Raw genomic sequence first — 22567 nt, forward strand, 5'->3', positions numbered from 1 at the left:
TAAACAAGTTTTTTACAAAAGCTTTGCTTAACATTACTGCTTAAGCGCGAATTTCCCTGCCCGCTTTTAATCATCAATAAAATTAAAAGAAATGGAACAAAACAAAACGTGGCATGAGAAGCACACAGCATCATTAGCATTTGGCCAAAGGCTGGCCGACAGCGTAGCAAGGGGGATGGGTTCATGGCGATTTATTATCATTCAGTCGGTGATAGTAATCTTATGGATGGGCCTTAACGTGGTTGCATTTGTAACCCATTGGGATGTTTACCCTTTTATCCTGCTAAACCTGCTTTTTTCTACACAGGCCGCGTATGCCGCGCCAATTATCATGATGGCCCAAAACAGGCAAGGTGAGCGCGATCGCGCCCAGGCCGATGCCGATTTTAAAACAAACGTAGAAGCCAAACAGGAAATAGAACAATTGCTGGCAAAACTAAATTCAATTGAAATTGAGAAGTTGGATAAGATCATCGAAATGCTGAAACAGATTTGTCCGGATAAGTCACCATCGTCTCCGTCATTATAGTAAAACAGTCTAAAGCAGAAAGCCCGGTGCAACAAGCCTTTGAGCTTTCTGTTTTAAACATTCAGTTTCTATTTTAAAAAGCAGGACAGGTGTAGATAGTAAAAGCATGTTAAACTACTTCGGCCATCTCTGCCAATACCTCTTCAACTGGTGTTCCAATCAGTCCGTTGATAGAAAAATGCATTTTCAGGCACTCCAAAAAGTTTTGAATGGCCGGTGTTTGCTTAATGGTGGCGGCGTACCAGGTGCGTTGGGCAATGGTATGATGTAGTGGTTTTGTCACAATGTTGCGACCATTGAGGTATGGTTTAACAATCCAGTCTGCCATAACGCTGATGCCAAGGCCTGCGTTTACCATCTCGATAGTGGCATCGGTGTAGTGAATGCGGTGCAGCGTTTTGGGTTTTACCTGCTGCGCCTGGATGAGGGCTTCAATCACCGGCGTGTCCTGGTATGATGGATCATACAACGGTAAAATGAGCTCTTCGTCCTGGAAATCCGATACGCTGATTACGTCCTTTTTTGCCAGCGGATGATCGCCGCAAATCACGGCTACCAGGTGATCTTCAAAGATGGGTTCGTACACAATTTTGGTGTTTATCATCTGCGTACGCACTATGCCAATGTCCAGTTCGCCGCGCATTAAATACTCCAGTGGACGGCGTGTTGCATCCGATAAAATGTGGATATTGATATCAGGCCAGCGGTTTTTATAATATTTAATGATGCCTGGCAACCAATGATAAGCCGTGTAACATTGCATGCTGATGGTGAGTTTTCCGGTTTTGCCGTTCTTGTAATTCTGGATGTCTTCCTCCAGCGAATTCAGCTCGGCCAGGATCTTTTCAGCGCTCCGCAGGAAGCGGTATCCCTGCTCGCTAAGATGGAGTTTCTTACCCTGCCGGTGAAAAACTTCAATATCCATTTCGCGCTCCAATTCTTTCAATTGATGGCTCAGCGCCGACTGTGTCAGGTGCAAAGTTGTAGCAGCTTTTGTAAGCGATCCTTCTTTAGAAATTGTATCAACCAAACGGAAGTGATGCAGTGCAATATTCATATATTAGTTTTTCTAATGATTATGACAAAATTAATTCATTTTTCTAATATATATGATAAATCTACATTTGCCGTGTACAAATTACACTACAATGTTACAGATACCTTCAAAACAATTACTTCTGTTTTTAGGTGTTTTTTATGTCATCCAGGCTCAGGCTCAGCAAAAGGTTCTCAATATTAAAGATGCTGAACAAATGGCGCTCGCTAATTACGGTACCATCAAGTCGAAAGCTAATCAGTTAAACGCTGCCAGGGCATATTTAAAAGAAACACGCACAGAATATTTACCAGATGTAAGCATCTCGGCACAGCAAGACTACGGAACCGCCAATGGCCAAAACGGCCCGCTCTATGGCTATCATGGTCTTTCGGCAGCATCATCGGGCCCTGCACTACCTAAGCAGAACTGGAATTCGGCATTTGGCTCCCTTTATCTGAGCAACGTAAGCTGGGATTTTTTCAGCTTTGGTAAAGCGAAGGAAAAAGTTAAAGTGCAAAGCCAGGTTGTAAACCGCGAACAGGCCGACCTGACCCAGGAAACTTTTCAGCACCAGATACGAGTGGCGAGTACCTATCTTAACCTGCTGGCTGCCCAGCAATTGCAAAAAGCACAGGAAGATAACCTTAACCGGGCTATCGAATTGCAAAAAGTAGTTACGGCCCGTGTAAAAAACGGACTTAATGCCGGTGTTGATTCATCATTAGCTAATGCCGAAGTATCAAATGCCCGCATAGCTTTAACCAATACCCGGCAAACGGTACAGGACCAAAGCAACCAGCTTTCTGTTTACTTAGGCATCCCGGCGCAGGAATTTGAACTGGATAGCGCCTTTATTACCAAAGCGCCAACAACCCTGGCCGCGCAAAGCGCCGTCGCTGTTACAGATCATCCTACTTTGCGTTATTTCCAAAACCGGATAGGCGTGAGCGATGAGCAAGCCAAATACCTTAAAACGTTTGCCTTACCCACTTTTAGCCTGTTTGGTGTTTACCAGGGCCGAGGTTCGGGCTTTAACTCCGATTATGGCACCAACCAAAGCAGTTACAACAGCAGCTATGGTGCCGGTGCCGACCCTACCCGTTATAATTATTTATTTGGCGTGGCTATGGTTTGGAATTTTACAACTATTTTCAGGACACACTACCAGGTACAATCGCAAAAATTCACATCGGCGCAGTATAAAAATGATTATGACCTGGTAGCCCAGCAGCTACAGGCCCAGCAGTCATTGGCCGAAACCCGCATCAGCAACGCACTTAAAAACTACAACGAAGTACCCGTTGAAGTAAAAGCAGCCAGCGATGCCTATACCCAAAAATACGCGCTGTATAAAAACGGGCTATCAAACATTGTTGATTTTACGCAGGCGCTTTACACGCTAAACCGTGCCGAAGTTGACAAGTACATAGCATCCAACAACGTATGGCAGGCATTGCTTTACAAAGCAGCCGCTACCGGCGATTTTGGATTGTTCATTAATAATTTTTAAAGATATATTATATAAATAATGGGAATGATAAAAGGGGCGCTTCAAAAACCAATTACCATATTGGTTATAGTAGCCGGGTTGTTTTTTTTCGGGATAAATGCGGTACGTACCATCAAGATCGACATTTTTCCGGATTTGAACCTGCCGGTTATCTATGTATCTCACCCATATGGTGGTTTTACCCCAAACCAAATGGAGGCTTACTTTGGTAAGCAATATGTTAACCTGCTGTTATTTGTATCGGGCGTTAAAAGTATCGAAACAAAAAACATACAGGGCTTAACATTAATAAAAGTTACTTTTTACGAGGGTACCAATATGGCACAGGCCGCGGCCGAGGTCACGAGTTACACCAACCGGGCGCAGTCGGCATTTCCGCAGGGCTCGCAGCCACCGTTCATTCTCAGGTTCGATGCCTCCACCCTGCCGGTTGGCCAGCTGGTATTAAGCAGCGCCACCCGTACCAATAATGAATTGCTTGATTATGCTTCTGTTTACATCCGCTCGTCATTTACATCAATACCGGGTTTGGTTGCGCCTGCGCCGTTTGGAGGTAACCAGCGCACCATTTTGATTAAAATAGATCCCACTGCGCTAAGAACTCACAATTTAACGCCCGACCAGATTGTTGCTGCCCTGCGCGAAAACAACCAGAACACCCCCGCGGGTAACGTACGTATAGGCGATTATAATTACCTGGCGCCGTCAAACACCACCATAAAAAATGTGAAGGATTTTGGGGATATCCCGTTGTATAAAAACGGTATCCAAACCGTATTTATGCGCGATGTTGCAACCATCGAGGACGGGGCAGATATTACTAACGGTTATGCGCTTATTAACGGCAAGCGTTCGGTTTACCTGCCTATTACCAAATCGGCCACGGCATCAACCTGGGAGGTAGTGCAGAATTTGAAGAAGGCATTACCAAGGTTCCAGGCTTTGGTACCGCCGGATGTAAAGCTGTCTTTTGTATTCGATCAATCGATATATGTTATAAATGCCGTTAAAAGTTTGGCCGAAGAAGGTGCTATCGGCGCGGTACTTACCGGCTTAATGGTATTACTGTTCCTGGGCGACAGGCGCGGTGCGTTAATTGTAATATTAACCATCCCAACCTGTATCATCTCGGCAATATTCTTCCTTTCGCTGTTTCATCAAACCATCAATATCATGACGCTGAGCGGACTATCGCTGGCTATCGGGATCCTGGTGGATGAATCAACGGTGACTATCGAAAATATTCACCAGCATTTTGATATGGGTAAGCCCAAGGCATTAGCTATATGGGATGCCTGTAAAGAGATAGCCTTCCCCAAATTATTGATCCTGTTTTGTATCCTGGCGGTGTTTGCACCGGCTTTTACCATGACAGGTATACCCGGAGCTTTGTTTTTGCCACTGGCATTAGCCATCGGTTTCTCAATGATCATTTCTTACTTTTTGGCCCAAACATTTGTACCCATCATGGCCAACTGGATTATGGTGAACAAGCACGAAGACCACAGCCACCCGGATGGTTTTGCGTTGGAGGATGAAGGTGAGCCATGGGAGCAAAAAGAAAAAGCGATGAAGCTTGCGCTGGAGCACCATGGCGAAAAGGCTACCCGTTTTGACAAGTTCAGGGAAAGCTTTATGCGCCTGATGGACCGTATGCTGCCTGCCCGTAAGCTTATTGTAACCGCATACGTAATAGGCGCATTTGCTTTGGCTTTTTTACTGTTCAACATCATTGGGCGCGATGTATTGCCTAAAGTAAATTCCGGCACATTCCAGGTACGTTTACGAGCGCCGGATGGTACCCGGCTTGAACGTACCGAGATTATAGCGGTTAAGGCACAGCATATATTGGGCGACATTGTGGGCAAAAACCACATTGCTATCACCTCAACATTTGTTGGCTCGCACCCGTCGTCGTTTTCAACCAACCCGATATACCTGTTTATGGCCGGCCCGCAGGAGGCCGTTATGCAGATAAGCTTAACCGAGGATTACAAAGTAAACCTTGATGATTTGAAAGAAAAAATACGCTACCAGGTTGCTAAACAAATACCGGGCGTAAAGTTATCTTTTGAGCCGATAGAGCTTACTGATAAAATTCTAAGCCAGGGCTCGCCTACACCTATCGAAATTGCATTGTCGGGCAAAAACAAAAAACAAAACCAGGAATATGCCTTCAAAATTTTAGATAAACTAAAGGATATCAAATACCTGCGCGACGCGCAAATAGGGCAGTCATTTAATTATCCAACCATCGATATCAATATCGACAGGCAACGGGCGGCTCAATTGGGTGTTGGATTAAACGACATTTCGCGGTCACTGGTAGCCTCCACATCGTCATCAAGGTTTACCGAAAAAAATAACTGGATTGATGAAAAGGCAGGCTTAAGCTACCTTGTACAGGTACAGGTGCCCGAGTACCAGATGAGCAGTCTGAATGATGTGCGCGAGATACCCGTGTTGGCCAACCAGGCCCGCCCGGTACTGGGCGATGTTGCCGATATTAAAACAGGGGTTACCAACGGCGAAAACGATAATATTGGCGCAATACCAACCCTATCGGTAACGGCCAACTTATACAACAAGGATTTGGGAACAGCCACAACCGATGTGCAAAAAGCCATTAACTCGTTAGGCAAACCACCTCGCGGTTTAACTATTGAAATGCGCGGTATGAGCCAAACGTTAACAGATACACTGGATAGCCTGCAATCGGGGTTGATAGTAGCCATCCTGGTAATATTCCTGATGCTGGCTGCAAATTTCCAATCGTTTAAAATGTCATTGGTCGTATTATCAACAGTACCGGCTGTATTGTTTGGGTCGTTGTTTTTGGTAAAAATAATGGGGTCGACACTCAACCTGCAATCGTACATGGGTATGATCATGTCGGTAGGTGTATCCATCTCCAATGCGGTATTGCTGATAACCAACGCTGAAGAATTACGTAAGCACAATGGCGACGCGTTAAAATCGGCCCGCGAGGCAGTTGCTCTTCGGTTACGCCCTATTTTGATGACCAGTTTGGCCATGATTGTAGGCATGGTGCCCATGGCATCGGGCCTGGGCGAAGGAGGCGATCAAACATCGCCATTAGGCCGTGCCGTTATTGGCGGGCTTATAGCCTCAACCTTTGCAGCTTTGCTGGTGTTACCACTGGTTTTTGCATGGGTACAAGGCAACGCCACAACCCAATCCGTTTCATTAGACCCAGAAGATAAAGAAAGTAAATTTTATGTCCCTTTACATCATCATGAATAAATTTAAAAATAAACCGATACTTATCCTTGCCGCTTTTGCTATTGCTTTAAGCTCATTAAGTGCTTGCCACTCTGATGATAAGGAAAAACAAGACCAACAGGCAGAAGAGCAAACGCAGGCAGCTGCAGAAACGCCAACTGTTGAACTGGTGCCGGTAACCAAAGGTAAATTAAGCAGCAGCATTTCTATCCCAGGCGAGCTGATCCCTTACCAGCAGGTTGACCTTTATGCAAAAGTTAACAGCTACGTAAAAAAGCTTTTAGTTGATATAGGGTCTGAAGTACATGCCGGCCAGTTGCTGGTGGTGTTAGAGGCACCCGAAATAAACTCGCAGCTGGCAGGTGCGCAATCGCGCATTAAACAGTATGAGGCTGTTTATTATGCCAGCAAAGCAACCTACGACAGGTTGGTAAGCACCAGCAAAACCCCCGGAACTATTTCGCTGAACGACCTGGAACAGGCCGAAGCTAAAAAGAATGCGGATATGGCTAATGTGGAAGCTGCAAAATCTGCATTAAAAGAAGTATCGGCTAATCTGGCTTACCTGGAGATAAGGGCTCCTTTTGATGGTGTTATCACCAGCCGTAATGTAAACCTGGGCGCTTATGTAGGCCCCGGTGGTAAAGGATCCGATCCATTGTTTACTTTGCAGGATCAAAACAGGCTGCGTTTGGTGGTATCGGTACCCGAAAACTATACCGGATCATTAAGTAATAAAAGCGAAGTGAATTTTACCATAAAAGCCTTGCCTAATGAAAAATTTACAGCCCAGGTAAAACGTATGGCCGGTGCGCTTGACGAAAAGCTAAGGGCCGAGCGTTTGGAAATGGATGTTTACAATAAAAGTAAAAAACTACTGCCGCATATGTTTGCCGAAGTTAACGTTCCGCTGCCCGACGGCGACAGCACCTTTGTGGTGGCCAAAACGGCGGTAGCAACATCAACAGAGAAGGTTTTTGTAATTAAAGTAGTAAACAACAAAGCCCAATGGGTTGATGTAAAAAAAGGTCTTACATCGGGCGATATGATGGAAATATTCGGCGATCTTAAACCTGGCGATAAACTGGTAAAAGTTGCCAGCGATGAAATAAGGAACGGAAGCAACGTGAAGGAAAAACAGTAAGAAAAAAATTTGAACGCCCTGCATTCCGATTGGCTGGTCTGCATGCAAGGCGTTCAACAATTTTTCTACGCCCGGGATATGGTTTCACTTTTATGCCCCGCTCTTTGCCTCCCGTTGCTCTATCGGCAATTTTCTTTTATTAAAAGATGAAGTACATGGTAGCTTACGGATGCAGGGCCGGGTTATTTTATAAGATGCCTTGCAATCTGTTAACGCCGGTTCTTCAGGGCTGATAAGTCACATTGCAGGTTTTTGTCCCAGTTGCCGGTTGTTGCAGCGGCATCATAGGTAGTTTGCATAAACTCAAGCAAAGTAGCTTCGGGATTTGCAGCTCGTTGCACCGATTCATAAGTGAGCAGGAACTCGCCCATTTCGGTGCTGTAAAATGCCTCGGGTGGTGCCACCTGCTGTGTGCCAAAATCATCCGGGGTAGGGTAACAATATGAATAGAATGTAGGGTGTGGAAATGCATCCGAACCCGCCCAAAAGCCGCATGAGCTTACCTCGTGCGAGTAGGCCTCCTGCATTACGGCTTTGGGCATATTGGGCATTGCGCCCTGGTGCAGGGGGGCCGGCTTGCCCGAAAAACGGGTAACAGCCAAATCAAAACCACCCCAGAAAAAATGTACCGGGCTGTTTTTGCCCCGGAAACCGGCCCGAAAATCGGTAAATACATTGTGTATGCGTACCAGGGCCTGCCAAAAGTTGTGCATTACAGCGGCATCATAGCCGCAGGGGGCATGGTTTTGGGCAAAAGGTATGGCTGGGTCAACCTCGTTGGGTACCGCGTAAATGGTTACGTCCACGCCGGCTTGTTGCAGGGTACTTATTAAACCGGTATAAAATTCGGATACCGTTTTACCACCCATGGCAAAATCAAGCTTTGCTCCCTGGCTGGTACTTATCTGTACCTGGTGGCTAATGAAATCAAGGTCGATCTGGAAAATACCACCCTCATATGGCATACTGCCGGTTGTTAGCCCTGTTGGGCTAACATACAAAGTAACCTGCCATGAATGATTGATCCAGGGCATTTGCTGCAGCCTTATTTTGCCAACTACCTGGGTGTACATGTGTACAGTCGCTATAGTTTCTTTGAGATTATGATAATCTAAAACAGGCCAGTTAGGGTTGGGGTGATTATTCATTTGCTGTGGATTTTTTAGGGAACAATGGAGGACAGTTTATGTTTTGAGATATAATTACTGTAAACCTACGCCTGATTTTGCCAAACAGCCGTCATTTCGCTATGTTCTATATTCTTCCGCTAAACCTGCCTTATAAACCATTGCCAGCCAGACACCCTGGATAATAAGGAACGATATAAGGCAAAAAAGCAAATAAAAATCTGCTCTTGATCCAGGCTCAAAACCCTCGCCATAGGCCTCGAAAATTAGAGCTTTATTGAGTTGGATATTCCTGGAAGTGTTGATTGCGGCAAGGTAAGCCTGGTAAGGGCCACTGTTGTCCATCCGTTCCAGGTAATTAAACTCTTGTAAGTTTTTGGTACTGAACCGGAGATAAACGTCATCTGTAAAACGATCTATCTCGGCATCGTTGCTTTCATGCCCCTGGTTTTTTACAAGCTCCTGATATTTTATACCCAACCAAGCTATTGGTTTAAGAACTACAATGTTGGTCTTTACAAGGTCGAGGTTATTAGTTATGGTATCTTTTGGGCTGGCATACGCGGGGCAAGCAAAATATATCTCGACGCCGAAATTTTCCTTATGATCGCCGCTTATAAAATGGGTACTGTAAACAGTCGCCTGTTTTTTACATGCATAAAAATCTTTAATTTTATAATACCGGGTTAAGGGCTTTTGGGCTACCTGGCTAACCGATTGTAGTTCGGTTAGTCTATCGGTACGGACAATCAAATACTTTTGAGCAAATATCGTTGGCACACATAAGCCAAAGATGGCAAGCAAAAAATAAAAGCCGGTAGGATTTCCACGGCCACTATCGGGCTCAAGCTTTAGAAAACGCAGACGTGGCATAATAAATATCAGCACCGGCCACTGACAAGTTATAAGTGGTAAGCCATAGATGATCATCGATTCCGTAGGTGTAAACCAGCGCAGGTAAATGCACAGCAACCAATGGAAAAAAGTAAAAAGACCGATAAAACTTGTATTTAAAATCAAATAGGGCAAAAAGAGGTTTTTGAACCTGAAACTTGAATCGGACATTAATAAATTAAACTTTGTTATTTGATTGCAACATCGGCCAAATATTACAAGATATTGAAAATATCAACCTGGCCGATCAGTATTCTCTTCGTCGTTATTGTTCAAAAAAACTTCTTTGGTGCCAACTGAAAAAGGAGGTACAGTTTATCAGTTAAATACTATCTGTAAACGCAAGGATGTTTTTAATAATAAAAATAAATCATAAAAAACACCACACTCATGTATAGCCACAAAACAGAAAAAATAATGTGTACAGTGCTTTCCAGGCGTTTACCCTTCCACAAATCTGACGAGTAACCAAAAAATTGGATTACTAATCTTGCCGTCCAGAATATTCCCAAACCGAAAGCAATGCGGTTACCCAGTTTGGTTGCAACCAGGTCATGGGCCGAGGTAAGGCACAGGCAGCTCATTAAGCCAAGGGTAAGGGCGATAAAAAAAGTATGCACATACATCATTTGCCGGTTAACAAGGCTTACATCCCGAAGTTCGGTTACCCAGTTAAAATACCTTGGGAATACGCTGTGGAGCAAAGCCAGCACCATTAAAATTATACCGACTATTTTAATTTGTGTTTCCATTTTTACTGAGCACAAAGTTGGTAGTAAAGGGAGTGAATTTTGTTTCGCGGGCTATGTTAAGTCCGGCGTTAGCAAATGTGCTCAACCAGGATTGCCTGGACATAAAATGAAAGAAACCCAGGTTGTAGGCCATAAAGTTAGGCACGTCCCGAAGATGCTCGAGTAACACTATTTTGCAGCCGGGTTTTAAAACCCGGTTAAGCTCCCCGAAAAATTGGTCGCGACCGGCCTTATCCCTTATTTCATGGGCGGCAAATATTAAAAATACAACGTCGGCGTAGTTATCCGGTAGGGGTATTGCAGCGGTGCTTATCCGTACCGTTCCATTAAAGGCGGGGTAGGCCCTTCGCGCCCGTTTTATAGAAACCTCGGTATGTCTTTGGGGATCATAAAAATCATAAACTGTTAACAATGCGCCGGGGTATTTAAGCTGTAAAAGCGCACTGGTTTCATCAAAACCCGCATTGATATTTACCAGTATAGGATGTGTGGTAGCCGGCAGGACAGTTACATTTATCCAGTTTAGTTTGTACAGGCCCGAAAGGTCATAGATGTACAAAGAGATAGCCAACGATACCAACGTTGATAGGGTAACCAGGCAGCTAAATATAACTATTAAAACGCTGAATGGGGACTTGAGATAAGGAGACGCTAAAAGCAAGCCTGTTACCAATACGGCAGCAAGGATATAAAAGTGCCGGTTAAAGCGGATAATGTTCCATACGCCCTGCAATGGTTTTCTTAATGGTTCCATTGCTCAGTCCTTCCTTTTTTCCAGTGATACGGAATGTTATTAATGATAAAAGCATTGGCCAAAACCCCGCCGGCTAATTCCATATCGTCAAAAAACGAAATGTGCCGGCTTATAACCTCAACAGGTTTCGGAATCCAATCTTCCCTTACACCTTCAATAATCAACACCTTTTTTGCTTGCTTATTATATGTAAAGGTAAACGGCAGTGGGCCGGCAAACTTGCGCGCCTCCTTCCAATCTGTAAAAGGAGAGCCGGCAGGCAGAGCGATCTCCCCGCCTTTTAGATTTATATGCAGGTCGAGACCGGATTTTGCAGATTGGATGTAAAGCTGATCGTCATGCTGTTGTTGTACAATATCTGTAGTGGTGTAAGCATAATGGGTAAACAGGTTGCCCAGGTACTCCATCATCTTTTTATCCGTTTCGGATTTTAATATATACAGGCCCCGTAAGCGCTTGCCAGCATTGTTGGTATAACGGACAAATACGCGGTAACCTATCAGCGTAAAATCATTCCCCATAAACTTAGGGAACCCTTTTGGTCGCAATCCCGTGGTGTTAACCAGCGCAATGGCTATAAACGCCCACTTATCCTGGTAAGCATCCAGCGTTAAACATTCTGGAATTAAATGCGCTAATTGTTCCTTCGGAAAAGCGAATGTTAATACAACAGAATGCTCAAAAAAAGCCTCGACAGCAAAAGGATGGTCTTTTAAAAATGCAGGCATATGATTAAATCACCAGGTTTTTACGGAGTTTGAATTCGTTGTAGTAAATCAACGCGATGAACATAAACGCGAAGGCCGAATTTGCCTTGCCCCATAACAACAAATCGGGTGCTAAAACAAACTCAATACAGTTCATGATTGCGATAATAAGCATTTGTGCTACTGCATTTAAGCGGGATTTGATGCCGCTGATGATCCATACGGCCATCAAAATTTCTGAAACGCCTATCAATTTGGTTAACAGCCCGGCATGCGTTTCGCCCAAAATTCTGCCTACAATTTGCTGGTGACGCGGCACCAGGTTAAGCACCTTGCAAAGCAAGCCATTGGCAAGCCACACCAGGGCAATCATTATGGTTAATATTTTATGAATGGTGGCTTTGGTCATTTATATTGTTTGATGGCTTAAATATAAATGATAAAAACGGTGGTTGGATAAATGCCGTTAACAAACCATGTGATAAAAAGCTCTTTTACCAAACGAATTTTCTATCCTTCCGTTACCGTTGGCAGCAACCTGATGTCTTCAATGCCATGATCTATCTTCCAACGTTCCACAATAGGCTGCTCCAGTTTTATCTGCCTGTATTCATCGGGCGACATAATAGGCACGCCATAAACAATAGGGTATTTGCGCAGGCAGGCGGTGCAGCTTAATATGCCTTCTATAATATTTTGTTCGGTATCTTTTACAAATACCTGTAAAGTAAGGTCCTGCTTATCAAAAGGGCAGCATAGTTTATTAATGGTTTTTAGTTTCATGTTAATCAGCTTTATAATTTAATGCTTGGTGGTATTGTTTAACTTTTTGTTCGGGGTTTGCGGCGCTCAGCAATCCGGATATTACCGCCACGCCATCAAAGGGTGCTTGTTTTTTTAGGGCGATGATATTTTCGGGTGTCATACCGCCGGAAACAAAAACCGGCATCCTGGTCATTTTTTTTGCCTCCTTCACGGTAGCGGGCATTACAATGGTACAGCTGCCGGCCGAAGAAGAGGGGAACATGGAGCAGAACGACACATAATCTAACCCGTGCTCGTCAGCCCAGGCTATATCATCAAGATTACCCGAGCAGGTGATGCCGGCCAGGAACGGTTTGCCAATGTTTACCAATATGGTATCAAAGTAATGTGGTATGCCATCAAAATGGACACCATCTAAAAAAGGCGAAGCCTGTAATAATTGCCATTCCTGGTTTATCAATAAAGGCACCCGGTAAAAGCGGCAAAGGCCGGCTATATGTTCAATCAGGCTTAATTTATCGGCACCGGCAGGCCAGTTGTTCCAGATCTGTACTACCTGGATACCACCCTTTAACGCATCGGCCAGTTTTTGCAATAGTAAATTAAGCTCCATGGCGGGGTTAAGTACCAGGTAAATACCGCCGGTTATTTTAAGACGTGTTTTCATTTCCATCCGTTTTTATAGGCATTAAAAAATGCGCCCCAGTAAGGGTCGGTAGCATGATAGGGCATTGGTTTTTCAACGCCGTTTTCTGTTAAAGTGTAACCCTTTGTTTTGTCGGTAAATGTGCCGATTGCGGTTGCCTTGATGTTGTTTTGCTGCAGGTACTGAATAACATACTGAACCTGTTCCGGATTCACCGACATCACCATCGAGCCAGCGCCAACGCAAAACCGGGAGTCAATACCAAACAAACCGCATATTGCCTGCTGGGCAGTGCCCAACGGTAATAAATCGCTGTCGATGCTTACACCGTTGCCCGAGGCTATGGCCATTTCGTAAACGGCACCCAATACGCCGCCTTCGGTTACATCGTGCATGGCGGTTATACCGCCTGCTGCGGCTGCAGTTAAGGCATCTTTTAATGACGATGTTTGATAAAACAACCCGCAGGCCTGATCGTAAACTTCCTTACCTAATTTGTTTTTCACCGTCTCGGGGAAACTCATGGCCAGTATGGCGGCTGATGACATAGCGCAATCTTTGGTTACCAACACTACATCGCCTGCCCGGGCTTTGTGGCTTATCAAAATATTGGGCAGCGGTGCGGTAAGCAGCATGGTGCCGCCGCCTGCAATGGTGGAGTTTTGCTGTGGGATACGCCCGGTATGTCCGCCGGTAATGGCTACGCCAACATCGTTACAATATTGGTGGACGAAATCCCAATAGGTAATCAAATCTGCTTCCGGCAGATCCTCGGGCAGGTTCAGCACCATTTGGGCGTATTGCGGGGCAAAACCGGTTGTGGCCATATCATTAGCCATTAAGTGCACCGATAGCCATGCCGATTCCTGTAAACCCAGCGATGGGATAAGGGAAAGCGGATCGCTGGTCATGGCCAGCCCTAAGCCATTGGGCAGCTCAACCAGCGAGACATCTACACCAAAGGCGGGCCCGGTTAATACTTCGCTACGGGGGCGGCCGCAGCGCGGCAGAATGATTTCATCAAAACCGCCGCTGCTTATTTTTCCGGTTAAAGGCATAAGGCTATCAGTCTAAAAATTTTACATACAAACCAAAAAAATCGCCCACGGGTATACTCCATTGCTGTACCGGGAACCATTCGGGCAGGCCGGTGCAGGTCCACTCGAGGCTATAGGATCTGCCTTTTAACGCTTCATCAATTTTTGCAGTAAGCATGGCCGGGGTGTAAAATGTTGCCGTAACATAAAACGGATTTTTACCAAAAGCCTGTTGTACCCGGCGGCGCAGTACCTTGGGCGAATTGCGGTTCATCATACCAAAAGCAATGCCGCAGCGTGCCACCCTCGCGGCTTCGCGTATCACCTGTACCGGGTCGCGGTAGTACTCAAAGGTGGTAATAAAGGCCAGGGCATCAAAAGTATGGTCCTTAAACGGCATAAAATGCGAATCGGCATTTACCAGGTCGCCTTTAAACAGGTGTACCGCCTGGCCAAGCATAAAAGGCGAAAGATCGCCGCCGGTGGCATCAATACCTATCTCGTGCCACCAGCGGGTAAACCGGGTAGTACCGCAGCCAAATTCCAGTAGTTCTTTTACCCGCGGGTCTTTACCCAGTAGCTGTCCCATTACCTTTTTTTGCCATACTTCGGCGCGTTTGTAGCGGCCTTCGTACCATTGCTCATAAGTATCGGTGTGTTCGCGGTTAAAAAACCACTCTTTGCGGCCCTGCCAGTTGCTAAGGCTTTGGGTCACCAGGCCAAAATTGTTTTTTTGAAGCTCCATTTATTCCATTATTAAATTAAAAAAGCCTTGTTCCTAAAACCGTAAATACGGGTACAGGAACAAGGCTTTATATGGACAAACGGCTACACCGCGAACAATAATGGCCCATGCATCCCTACGCCGGTATTATCCGTGTCAGGTTCTCCGGGTATTATCTCAGCCTGTAACCCTAATGGTTAAAAGCACCCCGTGCAAGTATGGCAGCTAAGGTAGGTAATTTTAGGAATTGGGTGGTGTTTTATTTTAGATGATTGTTATCGATGCTAAACCGCACCAGGGCAAACGCCCCATAATTATGAAGAAATAATGAACTCAGGAAAACCTTTTAAACCACATGTTTTGTTTTTTGTCACTATTAAAACACTAAAAATTACTTATGAAAAGGATATTCAGAAACATAGTTTTAATTGCGGGCCTTGCAGCTGCAGCCCCGCAGGTTAATGCACAGGTGAGTGTAGGCATCAGTATATCTGCACATATTGCGCCACCGGCATTGCCGGTTTACACACAGCCCGTTTGCCCCGGCGATGGTTATATATGGACACCGGGTTATTGGGCGTACGCCGATCCAGATGGCTATTACTGGGTGCCGGGTGTTTGGGTAAGGCCGCCGCATTTTGGATTGCTTTGGACACCGGCCTACTGGGGCTTTGAGGATGGGGTGTACGGCTTTCACGCAGGATATTGGGGGCCGCATGTTGGTTTTTATGGCGGTATTAATTACGGCTATGGTTATGGCGGTGTAGGGTTTGGCGGCGGTATTTGGGCGGGTAACGTATTCAGGTACAATACTGCGGTGGCAAACGTAAATACCACTATTGTGCATAATACCTATGTAAACAATACGGTAATTAATAATACCACCGTAAACCGTACCAGCTTTAACGGGCAGGGTGGGGTTAATGCCAGGCCTAACGAGCAGGAGCGTACCGCTATGAACGAGCATCATACACAGCCAACATCAAACCAGCTTGACCATGAACGAACTGCCAGTCATGACCGTAGTCAGTTTGCGTCTGCCAATCATGGCGCACCGGGCACTACAGCTATGAACAGGGTAGACGGGCGCCGGTTTGACCAGCAAGGCCGTATTGCGAACGGTGTTTCATCAGGCAAATTAACCGCAGGCGAAACTAAAAACCTGGAGAACCGCGAGGCAAATTTGAATAAAGAAGTGCGCACCGACAGGGCAAATAATGATGGCCATTTAACTAACCAGGAGAAAAGCCAGGTAAACCAGCAGCAAAATAGGATAAGTAATTCCATAAATGCCGACAAACATAATAGCAACAACGCTCATTATGGCGATAACCCGATAGGCGAAAGACGAGCCAATCAACAGCAAAGGGTAGCGCAGGGTATTCGTAACGGGCAGATGAATGCGGGTGAGGTTGCCAGGACCGAAAACCGTGAGCAGGGGATTAACCGTACTATCCGCGCCAACCGCCAGGCTAATGGTGGCGGCTTAAACAGAGAACAATTCAGGCAGGCCACCCGGCAGCAAAACCGTGCAGGCAGGCAAATAAACCGCCAGCGCCACGGGTAATTTGGACGCTATTATAATATAGAAAAAAGGCTGTATCAGTAATGATAACAGCCTTTTTTGGTTGAGGGCCCTCCGTGTTACCTCAATTTTTATTTTATCAGGATAATATGCGTAAAAAATAACCTGGTAGCACGCAACTGCCTGCCAGCGTTTTACGTAGTAAGATAGAGCGCTGATAATTAGCGCAAAAACACCCTGTAAATACTAAACTATTGATTGATTTTACCGAACATAAAATGAGTGTCGATACGATATTTTCTTTTAATGAAGATCAATTCAATCAATTATTCCCGTTTTATATTCTTATCAACGAAGATTTTTCTATTCAATCGTGCGGTAACAGCTTAAAAAAGCTGTTGGAGCGTGAGCCTCAGGGGAGTTTTGATCTTTGTTTCCGTCTAAAGCGACCTGCAGGAATCCTACCTGATTTTTCTTCCATCTTGGCAATGTGCAATCAATTGGTGATAATTGAAGTTAACAATCCATTTAATGATATATTAAGAGGGCAGTTTGAACTTCTGAAAGATTCAAGACAGTTGCTTTTTATAGGTTCGCCCTGGTTTGATAACATGACAGACGTTAAGCAACACCACCTTACTCTGCATGATTTTGCTTTTCACGATCCGTTAATTGATCTTTTGCATGTGCTTAAAACCAAGGATATCGTAAATGATGACTTAAGGCAGTTACTTACCACCCTTCATCGCAAAAAAAACGAGTTAAGAAAGGCTACCGATGAAATTGAAGAGATTGCGCTTTTTGCACTGCAAAACCCCGATCCGTTGTTTAGGATTGCGACCGATGGCCATATTTTGATGAGCAACCCTGCAGCCGACCAGATTGCATGTTTTAGTTTTGAGGGCAAAACCTACTGCCGTGAAGAGTTTTGGAAGCATATTTTAAAACTACAAACTTCTTTTGATATGCCGTTTGAGGCCGGTTATGACAACAAGATATACTCCTTTGTGTGCCGCTACATTGCCGACCACGACTATATTAATGTTTATGGCAGGGATGTTACCGAGAAAGAAGAAGTTAAACACGATAATGAGAAAAAAAGTATGGCTTTGGCTAAGGTTGCGTTTGATCAAACACACCTGGTAAGGGCGCCACTGGCCAATATTTTAGGCCTGGTTAACCTGTTGGAAATGAACAAGGCCGAAGGTGAAATAGATCCATTAATTTTGCCGCTGCTGTTGCAAAGCGCCAAAAAACTCGATATTGTAATAAACGAAATAGTAAATTTGATATAAACATCATTAAGCTTGTTTGTAGTGCTTATTTATAACAACCTATCGCACGTGCTTTGCGTTAGAAACCTTATTTCGCGAACCATATTTTTTTGATAGCAAAGGAAAATGGCGCCACCGATATTTTACCAGGCCGGATAATGCCCCGGGATGTTTTTTTAGCCGAACTTAAACTTTAAAAAATGTACGGAATAGTTAACAAAGCGATAGAAGACTTAGTAATAGCAAACTTTGGCGAAGAGAAGTGGGAGGCCGTTAAGCTGCGCACAAAGCTGGATATAGATTTTTTTATAAGCAGCGAACCGTATGACGATGACCTTACCTATAGCCTGGCCAATGCTGTAAGCGAAGAGATGAATATGTCTGTCGCCGATGTTTTAGAGGCATTTGGCGAATGGTGGATATTAAAAACCGGGAAAGAAAAATACGGGGATTTGATGGAAGCCGGCGGCGAGCATTTAAAAGCTTTCCTGATTAATTTGCCTATGTTTCATAACCGTATTATGCTGATATACCCCAAGTTGACGCCGCCGGAATTCCGGGTTACAGATATTGAGGAAAACAGTATCCTGGTGCATTATTTTTCTAAGCGGATTGGTTTAAAAGCATTTGTAAGAGGTTTATTACTTGGCCTGGGGAAAATGTATGGCACTCCGGCACAAGTTTCACTGTTAGCCGACAGGGATGCCGGCGACGATCACGAAATTTTCAAGGTAAGCTGGTGAGTAGCTGAAGGCTGAAAACCTAAGTAGAAAGAGAGAGCACAGATAACTGGTTTGTACAAAATGGATAAAATTGTTACGTGTTGCATAAAACCTAATATTATACCCGTACAGGCAAAACAGGCCTCCTTATAAAAAGGAAGCCTGTTTTATTATAAAAATGCTTTCTGCTTTTAGCCTTCTGCTTTAAGCCTTACAAAGTGGCCATATCAATTACAAACCTGTAATGCACGTCTCCAGCAAGGGTACGCTCATAGGCTTCGTTGATCTTATCAATGCTGATCACTTCCACATCTGATGTAATGTTATGCTCGGCGCAGTAATCCAGCATTTCCTGGGTTTCTTTTATGCCGCCAACTAACGAACCCACCAAACTCCTGCGCCCCATAATGAACGGGAAAGCAGCTACCGGTGTAGGTTGTGGTGGTGCACCTAATAAAACCATTACGCCATCGGTGGTTAGCAGGTTAAGGTACTCGTTATAATCATGGGCTGCCGAAACCGTATCGATAATAAAATTGAAGCTGTTGGCCAGTTCGGCCATGGTATCTTTATCTGTTGTCAGTTTAAAGTGGTGCGCACCCAATTCGGCGGCGTCTTTTTCTTTACTTTTTGATCGGCTTAGCATTGTCACCTCGGCACCCATCGATGCCGCCAGTTTAACAGCCATGTGGCCCAGGCCTCCTAAACCAACTACTGCAACCCTATCACCGGCTTTTACACCCCAGTGGCGCAGCGGCGAGTAGGTGGTAATACCGGCACACAACAAAGGTGCTACCTTTTCAAGCGGCAGCTTGTCTGATACGGATAAAACAAAATGTTGTGTAACTACAATATGGCTTGAGTAGCCACCCATGGTGATGGTTTTTTTATCCTGGCTTTGCGAATTGTAGGTTTGGGTATGGCCGTTCTGACAATATTGCTCCAGGTCGTTTTTGCAATTGGCGCAATGCATGCACGAATCTACAAAGCAGCCTACGCCCACGGTATCGCCTACCTTAAACCTGCTTACGTTATCACCCACACGGGTAACCTTGCCCACAATTTCATGGCCGGGTACGGCCGGGTAAATGGTACCGCCCCATTCGTTACGGGCAGTATGGATATCTGAGTGGCAAACACCACAATATAAAATTTTAATTTCAACGTCGTCGGCCGCCGGTTCGCGCCTGTCAATTGAAAATGGAGCCAGGGGCGTTGTTGCTCCCTGCGCTGCATAGGCTTTTACTGATGTCATGGATTGATGTTTTGTGTATTACAAAAATGCAACGTAAGTAGCAATAAATATGTTTTTGGACTGCAATTTTTTTGACATCTACACAGATTGTCAATATAGAAGATTGCCACTATGATTAAAGGCATTTCAGGCCGGTTGTTTGACACATCTTATCCCCGAGCGCTTACTCAAACTGGTTTTGCGGGCGATTGCATCAAGAGTTCGGGAGAATTGCCAGCGGTTGGTGCCGGTTGACAATAATTAAGGCTGATAAAAAAGGTACTGCCCACCCCAGGTTCGCTCTTAAACCAAATGTTGCCGCCCTGTAATTCTACAAAGTTTTTGCAAAGCACCAGGCCAAGGCCGGCTCCTTTTTCTTTGCCGGTACCATAGGTAACCTGTTCGCTTACTGAAAATAATTTAGCCTGTTTTTCAGCCGGAATTCCCGTACCATTGTCGGTTATCGCAATAGTGCATTTACCATTGCCCGTAGTAGCGTTTATAGTAACCTTACCGCCCGGGAAGGTAAATTTAATTGCATTCATCACCACGTTCCTGACTACCAGTTGCAGCATGTCGGGGTCGGCGGCAACCCAAATGGCCTCGTCAATGTCATCCTGTAGTTCAATCTGTTTCTCTACAGAAATGCTTTTTAATAGCTGTAATGTGCCGGCCAGTGTATGCCGCAGTTGTAGTGGCATCAACTGTACTTGTACACCTCCCATCTGGCTTTTTGTCCAGGAAAGTACATTGCCCAGCATTTGCGTAGTATCACGGGTACGGTTTAGGAGTTCATTTTCAATGTTCCGCCTTTCTGTTTCATCCAGTTTATAATAAGTAAGCAGTTCAAGGAAGCCCTGAACTGATGCTAAGGGTTCTTTGAGGTCATGCGCCAGTATGGATAGCAGTTTGTTTTTGGTTTCGTTACTGGCTGCGAGTTCCGAGGCTTCGTACTCGGCCCGGCGGCGTTCCTGGTGATAAGCGCTCCTGATAAAAGCAATTATAAAAAAAATGAGCCCGGCTATAATAATGTAACTGTACCCAAAATCGGCAAAGCGGCTGTTTTTGTAAGGGTAGGTATCTTTTATCCAGTCGGGGTGGGTGGCTTCCCAATATATTAGCAGCAGTATTACCAATATGTTTAACGGCAGCCATATGGCGTATTGCCTTTGCGGGATGATTGATACTGCTATGATAAATGACAACAGAAAAATGGCAAAAGTAGGCCCATTAAGGCCCGAGTTATCATAGTAATTGGCTATCAGCATAAAGGTGTTGATAACCTGGAACGCCACAATTGCCAGGCTGAGCATTTTATAAAAACGGGATACATAATAAGCCGCAGCCACAACCAGCAATACCACAAACATAAGGCCTGCCAGCTTGGGCAAGCCGATAATATAATTAAAGGGGATGTTGAGTGCTAACCCGAACATTACAATAATACAAACCGAATGGAAGATGCGCCCTTCTAATGCAAAGTCGGGCTTATCGCCAATTAACTTATTCCACAGAGCATTCACCTTATAGTTCATCAAACCTTACTGTTAAACGTAATTAACACGCCAAAGGTTGAGCGCATACAAGGCTGTTACCTTACCGGCACCCCAATTTACTTTTTTTAGTTGGATGCCGGTTTGAATTAATAAGGAAAAGTTGATTTAATGCTTTAAAAAAATGTTTAGTGCTAAGTTTTTGGGACTATAAGATGAGGCGTGCGTTATCAGTTTGCTCCGGCATCATGTAATACCTCTTTATTCATCCTGATGTACTCGGCATTGTTTTCGGCAGAAGCCAGTTTGAGCCCCTCATTGGCCGATACAATGGCCGATTTTTTATCGCCTGTTTTTAGTTGTAGCCTGGCCAGCCAGTATTTTATATTGTAGGCTGTTGGGTTGGTTTTATCTGCTTCCTGCATCCAGGTAAGCGCCTGGGCCAGGTTTCGGTTGTGGTTATAGCACCACACTGCCGACATGTAGTAAGGTTTCTTTTCGCCTTTCATGGCTTCCTGGATATTGGCCATAATGCGGTTATCAACATCGGTTTTTAAATGGATGTTGATGCCGGTGTTTTCCCATAATATTTGCAGCAAGCAGTCGTCTTGCTTAACATCTGCAAATTGGATGGTAAGGGTCTCTACTTTACTGGTAAGTTTTGTTGGTTTTACCTTAAAACGCAGCACATCCTGTTTTTGGTCATAAGCATAAGCGCCCCATTGGTTAATCGTTTTATTGAAAATAATTGTCCATTCGTCGGCGCCGGGTATACTAAAAAGCGAGTAGGAGCCGGGTGCAAGGGTATTCCCTTCTACCTGGACACTATCGGTAAGGGTTACTACAGTTGCATTATTGGCTCCGGTTCGCCAGACAATGCCGTAAGGTTCCATCCCGTTAAAAATTTTGCGGCCTTTGGTATTAGGCCGGTAGTATTTTACCGATACGGTGCCAAGGCCAAAATCCTGTTCAATACGTTGTCCCAAACTTGCTGCGGGGATTTTAAAGGGTAATTCCTGCGCCAGGGCATCGTAAAAATGGAAGGTTATAAAAGTGAGCAGGCAAAGTAAGGTTGTTTTCATGGTTGGGTTATTGGCGGTTTTGGGAAAGTGGTGGTCGGCGTTCTTTACTATAAAATTATTCTTTATTTTCAATAACGCCAAATAACAGCAATACAGTTGCAGGGCAAACGCATCTAATTGGGTTAACATAACTTAACATATTTCAAATAAAATATTATAAGTACTTTATAGTGAATATTTTATATTTTATCATGGTTAACGCTAAACTGATAGCGCAATTTAGGCGCATCCCAATATTTGTGCCTGTTATTGACCAATACAAGTCCCTTCGGTACCTCGCTCACATAACCTGGATCAGGCAATGAAAACAAGGTAGCGTTTGATGCTTATAGCTTCCCAACGACACAGGCTTGCGCGAGGGCCTGG

At 44.7% G+C, this 22567-nt stretch carries 21 protein-coding genes and 1 riboswitch; of the genes, 7 read left to right on the forward strand and 14 right to left on the reverse strand.

Annotated elements, in window-relative coordinates; translation table 11 throughout:
- Positions 1–91: 91 nt before the first annotated feature.
- Positions 92–529, forward strand: coding sequence for a DUF1003 domain-containing protein (locus tag FSB76_RS20505; RefSeq protein ID WP_147056622.1), 438 nt, complete (start codon positions 92–94; stop codon positions 527–529).
- 109 nt (positions 530–638) lie between these two features.
- Here FSB76_RS20505 and FSB76_RS20510 read toward each other — a convergent pair whose 3' ends face one another.
- Positions 639–1586 carry a LysR family transcriptional regulator gene (locus FSB76_RS20510; protein WP_147056624.1) on the reverse strand — a complete coding sequence of 316 codons (948 nt, stop codon included), beginning with the start codon at positions 1584–1586 and terminating at the stop codon, positions 639–641.
- A 91-nt stretch (positions 1587–1677) separates the two neighbouring features.
- Here FSB76_RS20510 and FSB76_RS20515 point away from each other — a divergent pair, with 91 nt between their 5' ends.
- Genes FSB76_RS20515 through FSB76_RS20525 form a run of 3 tightly spaced genes read left to right on the forward strand, consistent with a single transcriptional unit; the run spans position 1678 to position 7465 of the window.
- Positions 1678–3078, forward strand: coding sequence for a TolC family protein (locus tag FSB76_RS20515; protein ID WP_147056626.1), 1401 nt, complete (start codon positions 1678–1680; stop codon positions 3076–3078).
- Between the two features lie 18 nt (positions 3079–3096).
- Positions 3097–6342 carry an efflux RND transporter permease subunit gene (locus FSB76_RS20520; RefSeq protein WP_147056628.1) on the forward strand — a complete coding sequence of 1082 codons (3246 nt, stop codon included), beginning with the start codon at positions 3097–3099 and terminating at the stop codon, positions 6340–6342.
- Entirely contained in the window at positions 6335–7465 is a 1131-nt protein-coding gene (locus FSB76_RS20525; protein WP_147056630.1) for an efflux RND transporter periplasmic adaptor subunit, read from the forward strand. Before FSB76_RS20520 ends, FSB76_RS20525 begins: the two co-directional genes overlap by 8 nt.
- Positions 7466–7674: 209 nt before the next feature.
- Here FSB76_RS20525 and FSB76_RS20530 read toward each other — a convergent pair whose 3' ends face one another.
- The 10 genes from FSB76_RS20530 to FSB76_RS20575 all read right to left on the reverse strand — a co-directional run bounded on the left by FSB76_RS20530 (position 7675) and on the right by FSB76_RS20575 (position 14892).
- On the reverse strand, positions 7675–8613 hold the full coding sequence (locus FSB76_RS20530) for a DUF5996 family protein (RefSeq protein WP_147056632.1): 939 nt from the start codon (positions 8611–8613) through the stop codon (positions 7675–7677).
- A gap of 99 nt (positions 8614–8712) precedes the next feature.
- Complete coding sequence (locus FSB76_RS20535) at positions 8713–9657, reverse strand: hypothetical protein (RefSeq protein WP_147056634.1); 945 nt, start codon at positions 9655–9657, stop codon at positions 8713–8715.
- A gap of 182 nt (positions 9658–9839) precedes the next feature.
- Positions 9840–10238, reverse strand: a complete 399-nt coding sequence (locus FSB76_RS20540) for a hypothetical protein (RefSeq protein WP_147056636.1) — start codon at positions 10236–10238, stop codon at positions 9840–9842.
- A complete protein-coding gene (locus tag FSB76_RS20545) occupies positions 10222–10992 on the reverse strand; it encodes a class I SAM-dependent methyltransferase (RefSeq protein WP_147056638.1) in 771 nt (256 codons plus the stop codon). The genes FSB76_RS20540 and FSB76_RS20545 overlap by 17 nt, the downstream gene beginning before the upstream one ends.
- Entirely contained in the window at positions 10980–11720 is a 741-nt protein-coding gene (locus tag FSB76_RS20550) for a DUF2071 domain-containing protein (protein ID WP_147056641.1), read from the reverse strand. The genes FSB76_RS20545 and FSB76_RS20550 overlap by 13 nt, the downstream gene beginning before the upstream one ends.
- 4 nt (positions 11721–11724) lie before the next feature.
- Positions 11725–12108, reverse strand: a complete 384-nt coding sequence (locus FSB76_RS20555; RefSeq protein WP_147056642.1) for a DoxX-like family protein — start codon at positions 12106–12108, stop codon at positions 11725–11727.
- Positions 12109–12209: 101 nt separating this feature from the next.
- Positions 12210–12482 (reverse strand): Trm112 family protein, encoded by a 273-nt coding sequence (locus tag FSB76_RS20560; RefSeq protein ID WP_147056644.1) that lies wholly within the window; start codon positions 12480–12482, stop codon positions 12210–12212.
- 1 nt (position 12483) lies between these two features.
- Entirely contained in the window at positions 12484–13131 is a 648-nt protein-coding gene (locus FSB76_RS20565) for a thiamine phosphate synthase (RefSeq protein ID WP_147056645.1), read from the reverse strand.
- Positions 13128–14168 (reverse strand): AIR synthase-related protein, encoded by a 1041-nt coding sequence (locus FSB76_RS20570; RefSeq protein WP_147056647.1) that lies wholly within the window; start codon positions 14166–14168, stop codon positions 13128–13130. The genes FSB76_RS20565 and FSB76_RS20570 overlap by 4 nt, the downstream gene beginning before the upstream one ends.
- Before the next feature lie 7 nt (positions 14169–14175).
- Positions 14176–14892, reverse strand: coding sequence for a class I SAM-dependent methyltransferase (locus FSB76_RS20575; protein WP_147056650.1), 717 nt, complete (start codon positions 14890–14892; stop codon positions 14176–14178).
- 95 nt (positions 14893–14987) lie between these two features.
- Positions 14988–15092: riboswitch (TPP riboswitch) on the reverse strand.
- A gap of 176 nt (positions 15093–15268) precedes the next feature.
- Between FSB76_RS20575 and FSB76_RS20580 the strand changes: the two genes are divergently transcribed.
- From FSB76_RS20580 to FSB76_RS20590, 3 genes are all read left to right on the forward strand, one after another.
- Positions 15269–16438, forward strand: a complete 1170-nt coding sequence (locus tag FSB76_RS20580; RefSeq protein WP_147056652.1) for a YXWGXW repeat-containing protein — start codon at positions 15269–15271, stop codon at positions 16436–16438.
- 236 nt (positions 16439–16674) lie between these two features.
- Entirely contained in the window at positions 16675–17691 is a 1017-nt protein-coding gene (locus tag FSB76_RS20585) for a hypothetical protein (RefSeq protein ID WP_147056654.1), read from the forward strand.
- A 179-nt stretch (positions 17692–17870) separates the two neighbouring features.
- Positions 17871–18413, forward strand: a complete 543-nt coding sequence (locus FSB76_RS20590; protein ID WP_147056656.1) for a heme NO-binding domain-containing protein — start codon at positions 17871–17873, stop codon at positions 18411–18413.
- Between the two features lie 190 nt (positions 18414–18603).
- Here the strand turns inward: FSB76_RS20590 and FSB76_RS20595 are convergent, their stop codons facing one another.
- From FSB76_RS20595 to FSB76_RS20605, 3 genes are all read right to left on the reverse strand, one after another.
- On the reverse strand, positions 18604–19647 hold the full coding sequence (locus tag FSB76_RS20595) for an NAD(P)-dependent alcohol dehydrogenase (protein ID WP_147056658.1): 1044 nt from the start codon (positions 19645–19647) through the stop codon (positions 18604–18606).
- A 167-nt stretch (positions 19648–19814) separates the two neighbouring features.
- Entirely contained in the window at positions 19815–21161 is a 1347-nt protein-coding gene (locus FSB76_RS20600; RefSeq protein ID WP_147056660.1) for a sensor histidine kinase, read from the reverse strand.
- Positions 21162–21349: 188 nt separating this feature from the next.
- Positions 21350–22330 (reverse strand): DUF2911 domain-containing protein, encoded by a 981-nt coding sequence (locus FSB76_RS20605; protein ID WP_147056662.1) that lies wholly within the window; start codon positions 22328–22330, stop codon positions 21350–21352.
- Between the last annotated feature and the right edge of the window lie 237 nt (positions 22331–22567).

Origin of the sequence: Mucilaginibacter ginsenosidivorax (assembly GCF_007971525.1) — a bacterium.
In the GTDB taxonomy this organism is placed as follows: domain Bacteria; phylum Bacteroidota; class Bacteroidia; order Sphingobacteriales; family Sphingobacteriaceae; genus Mucilaginibacter; species Mucilaginibacter ginsenosidivorax.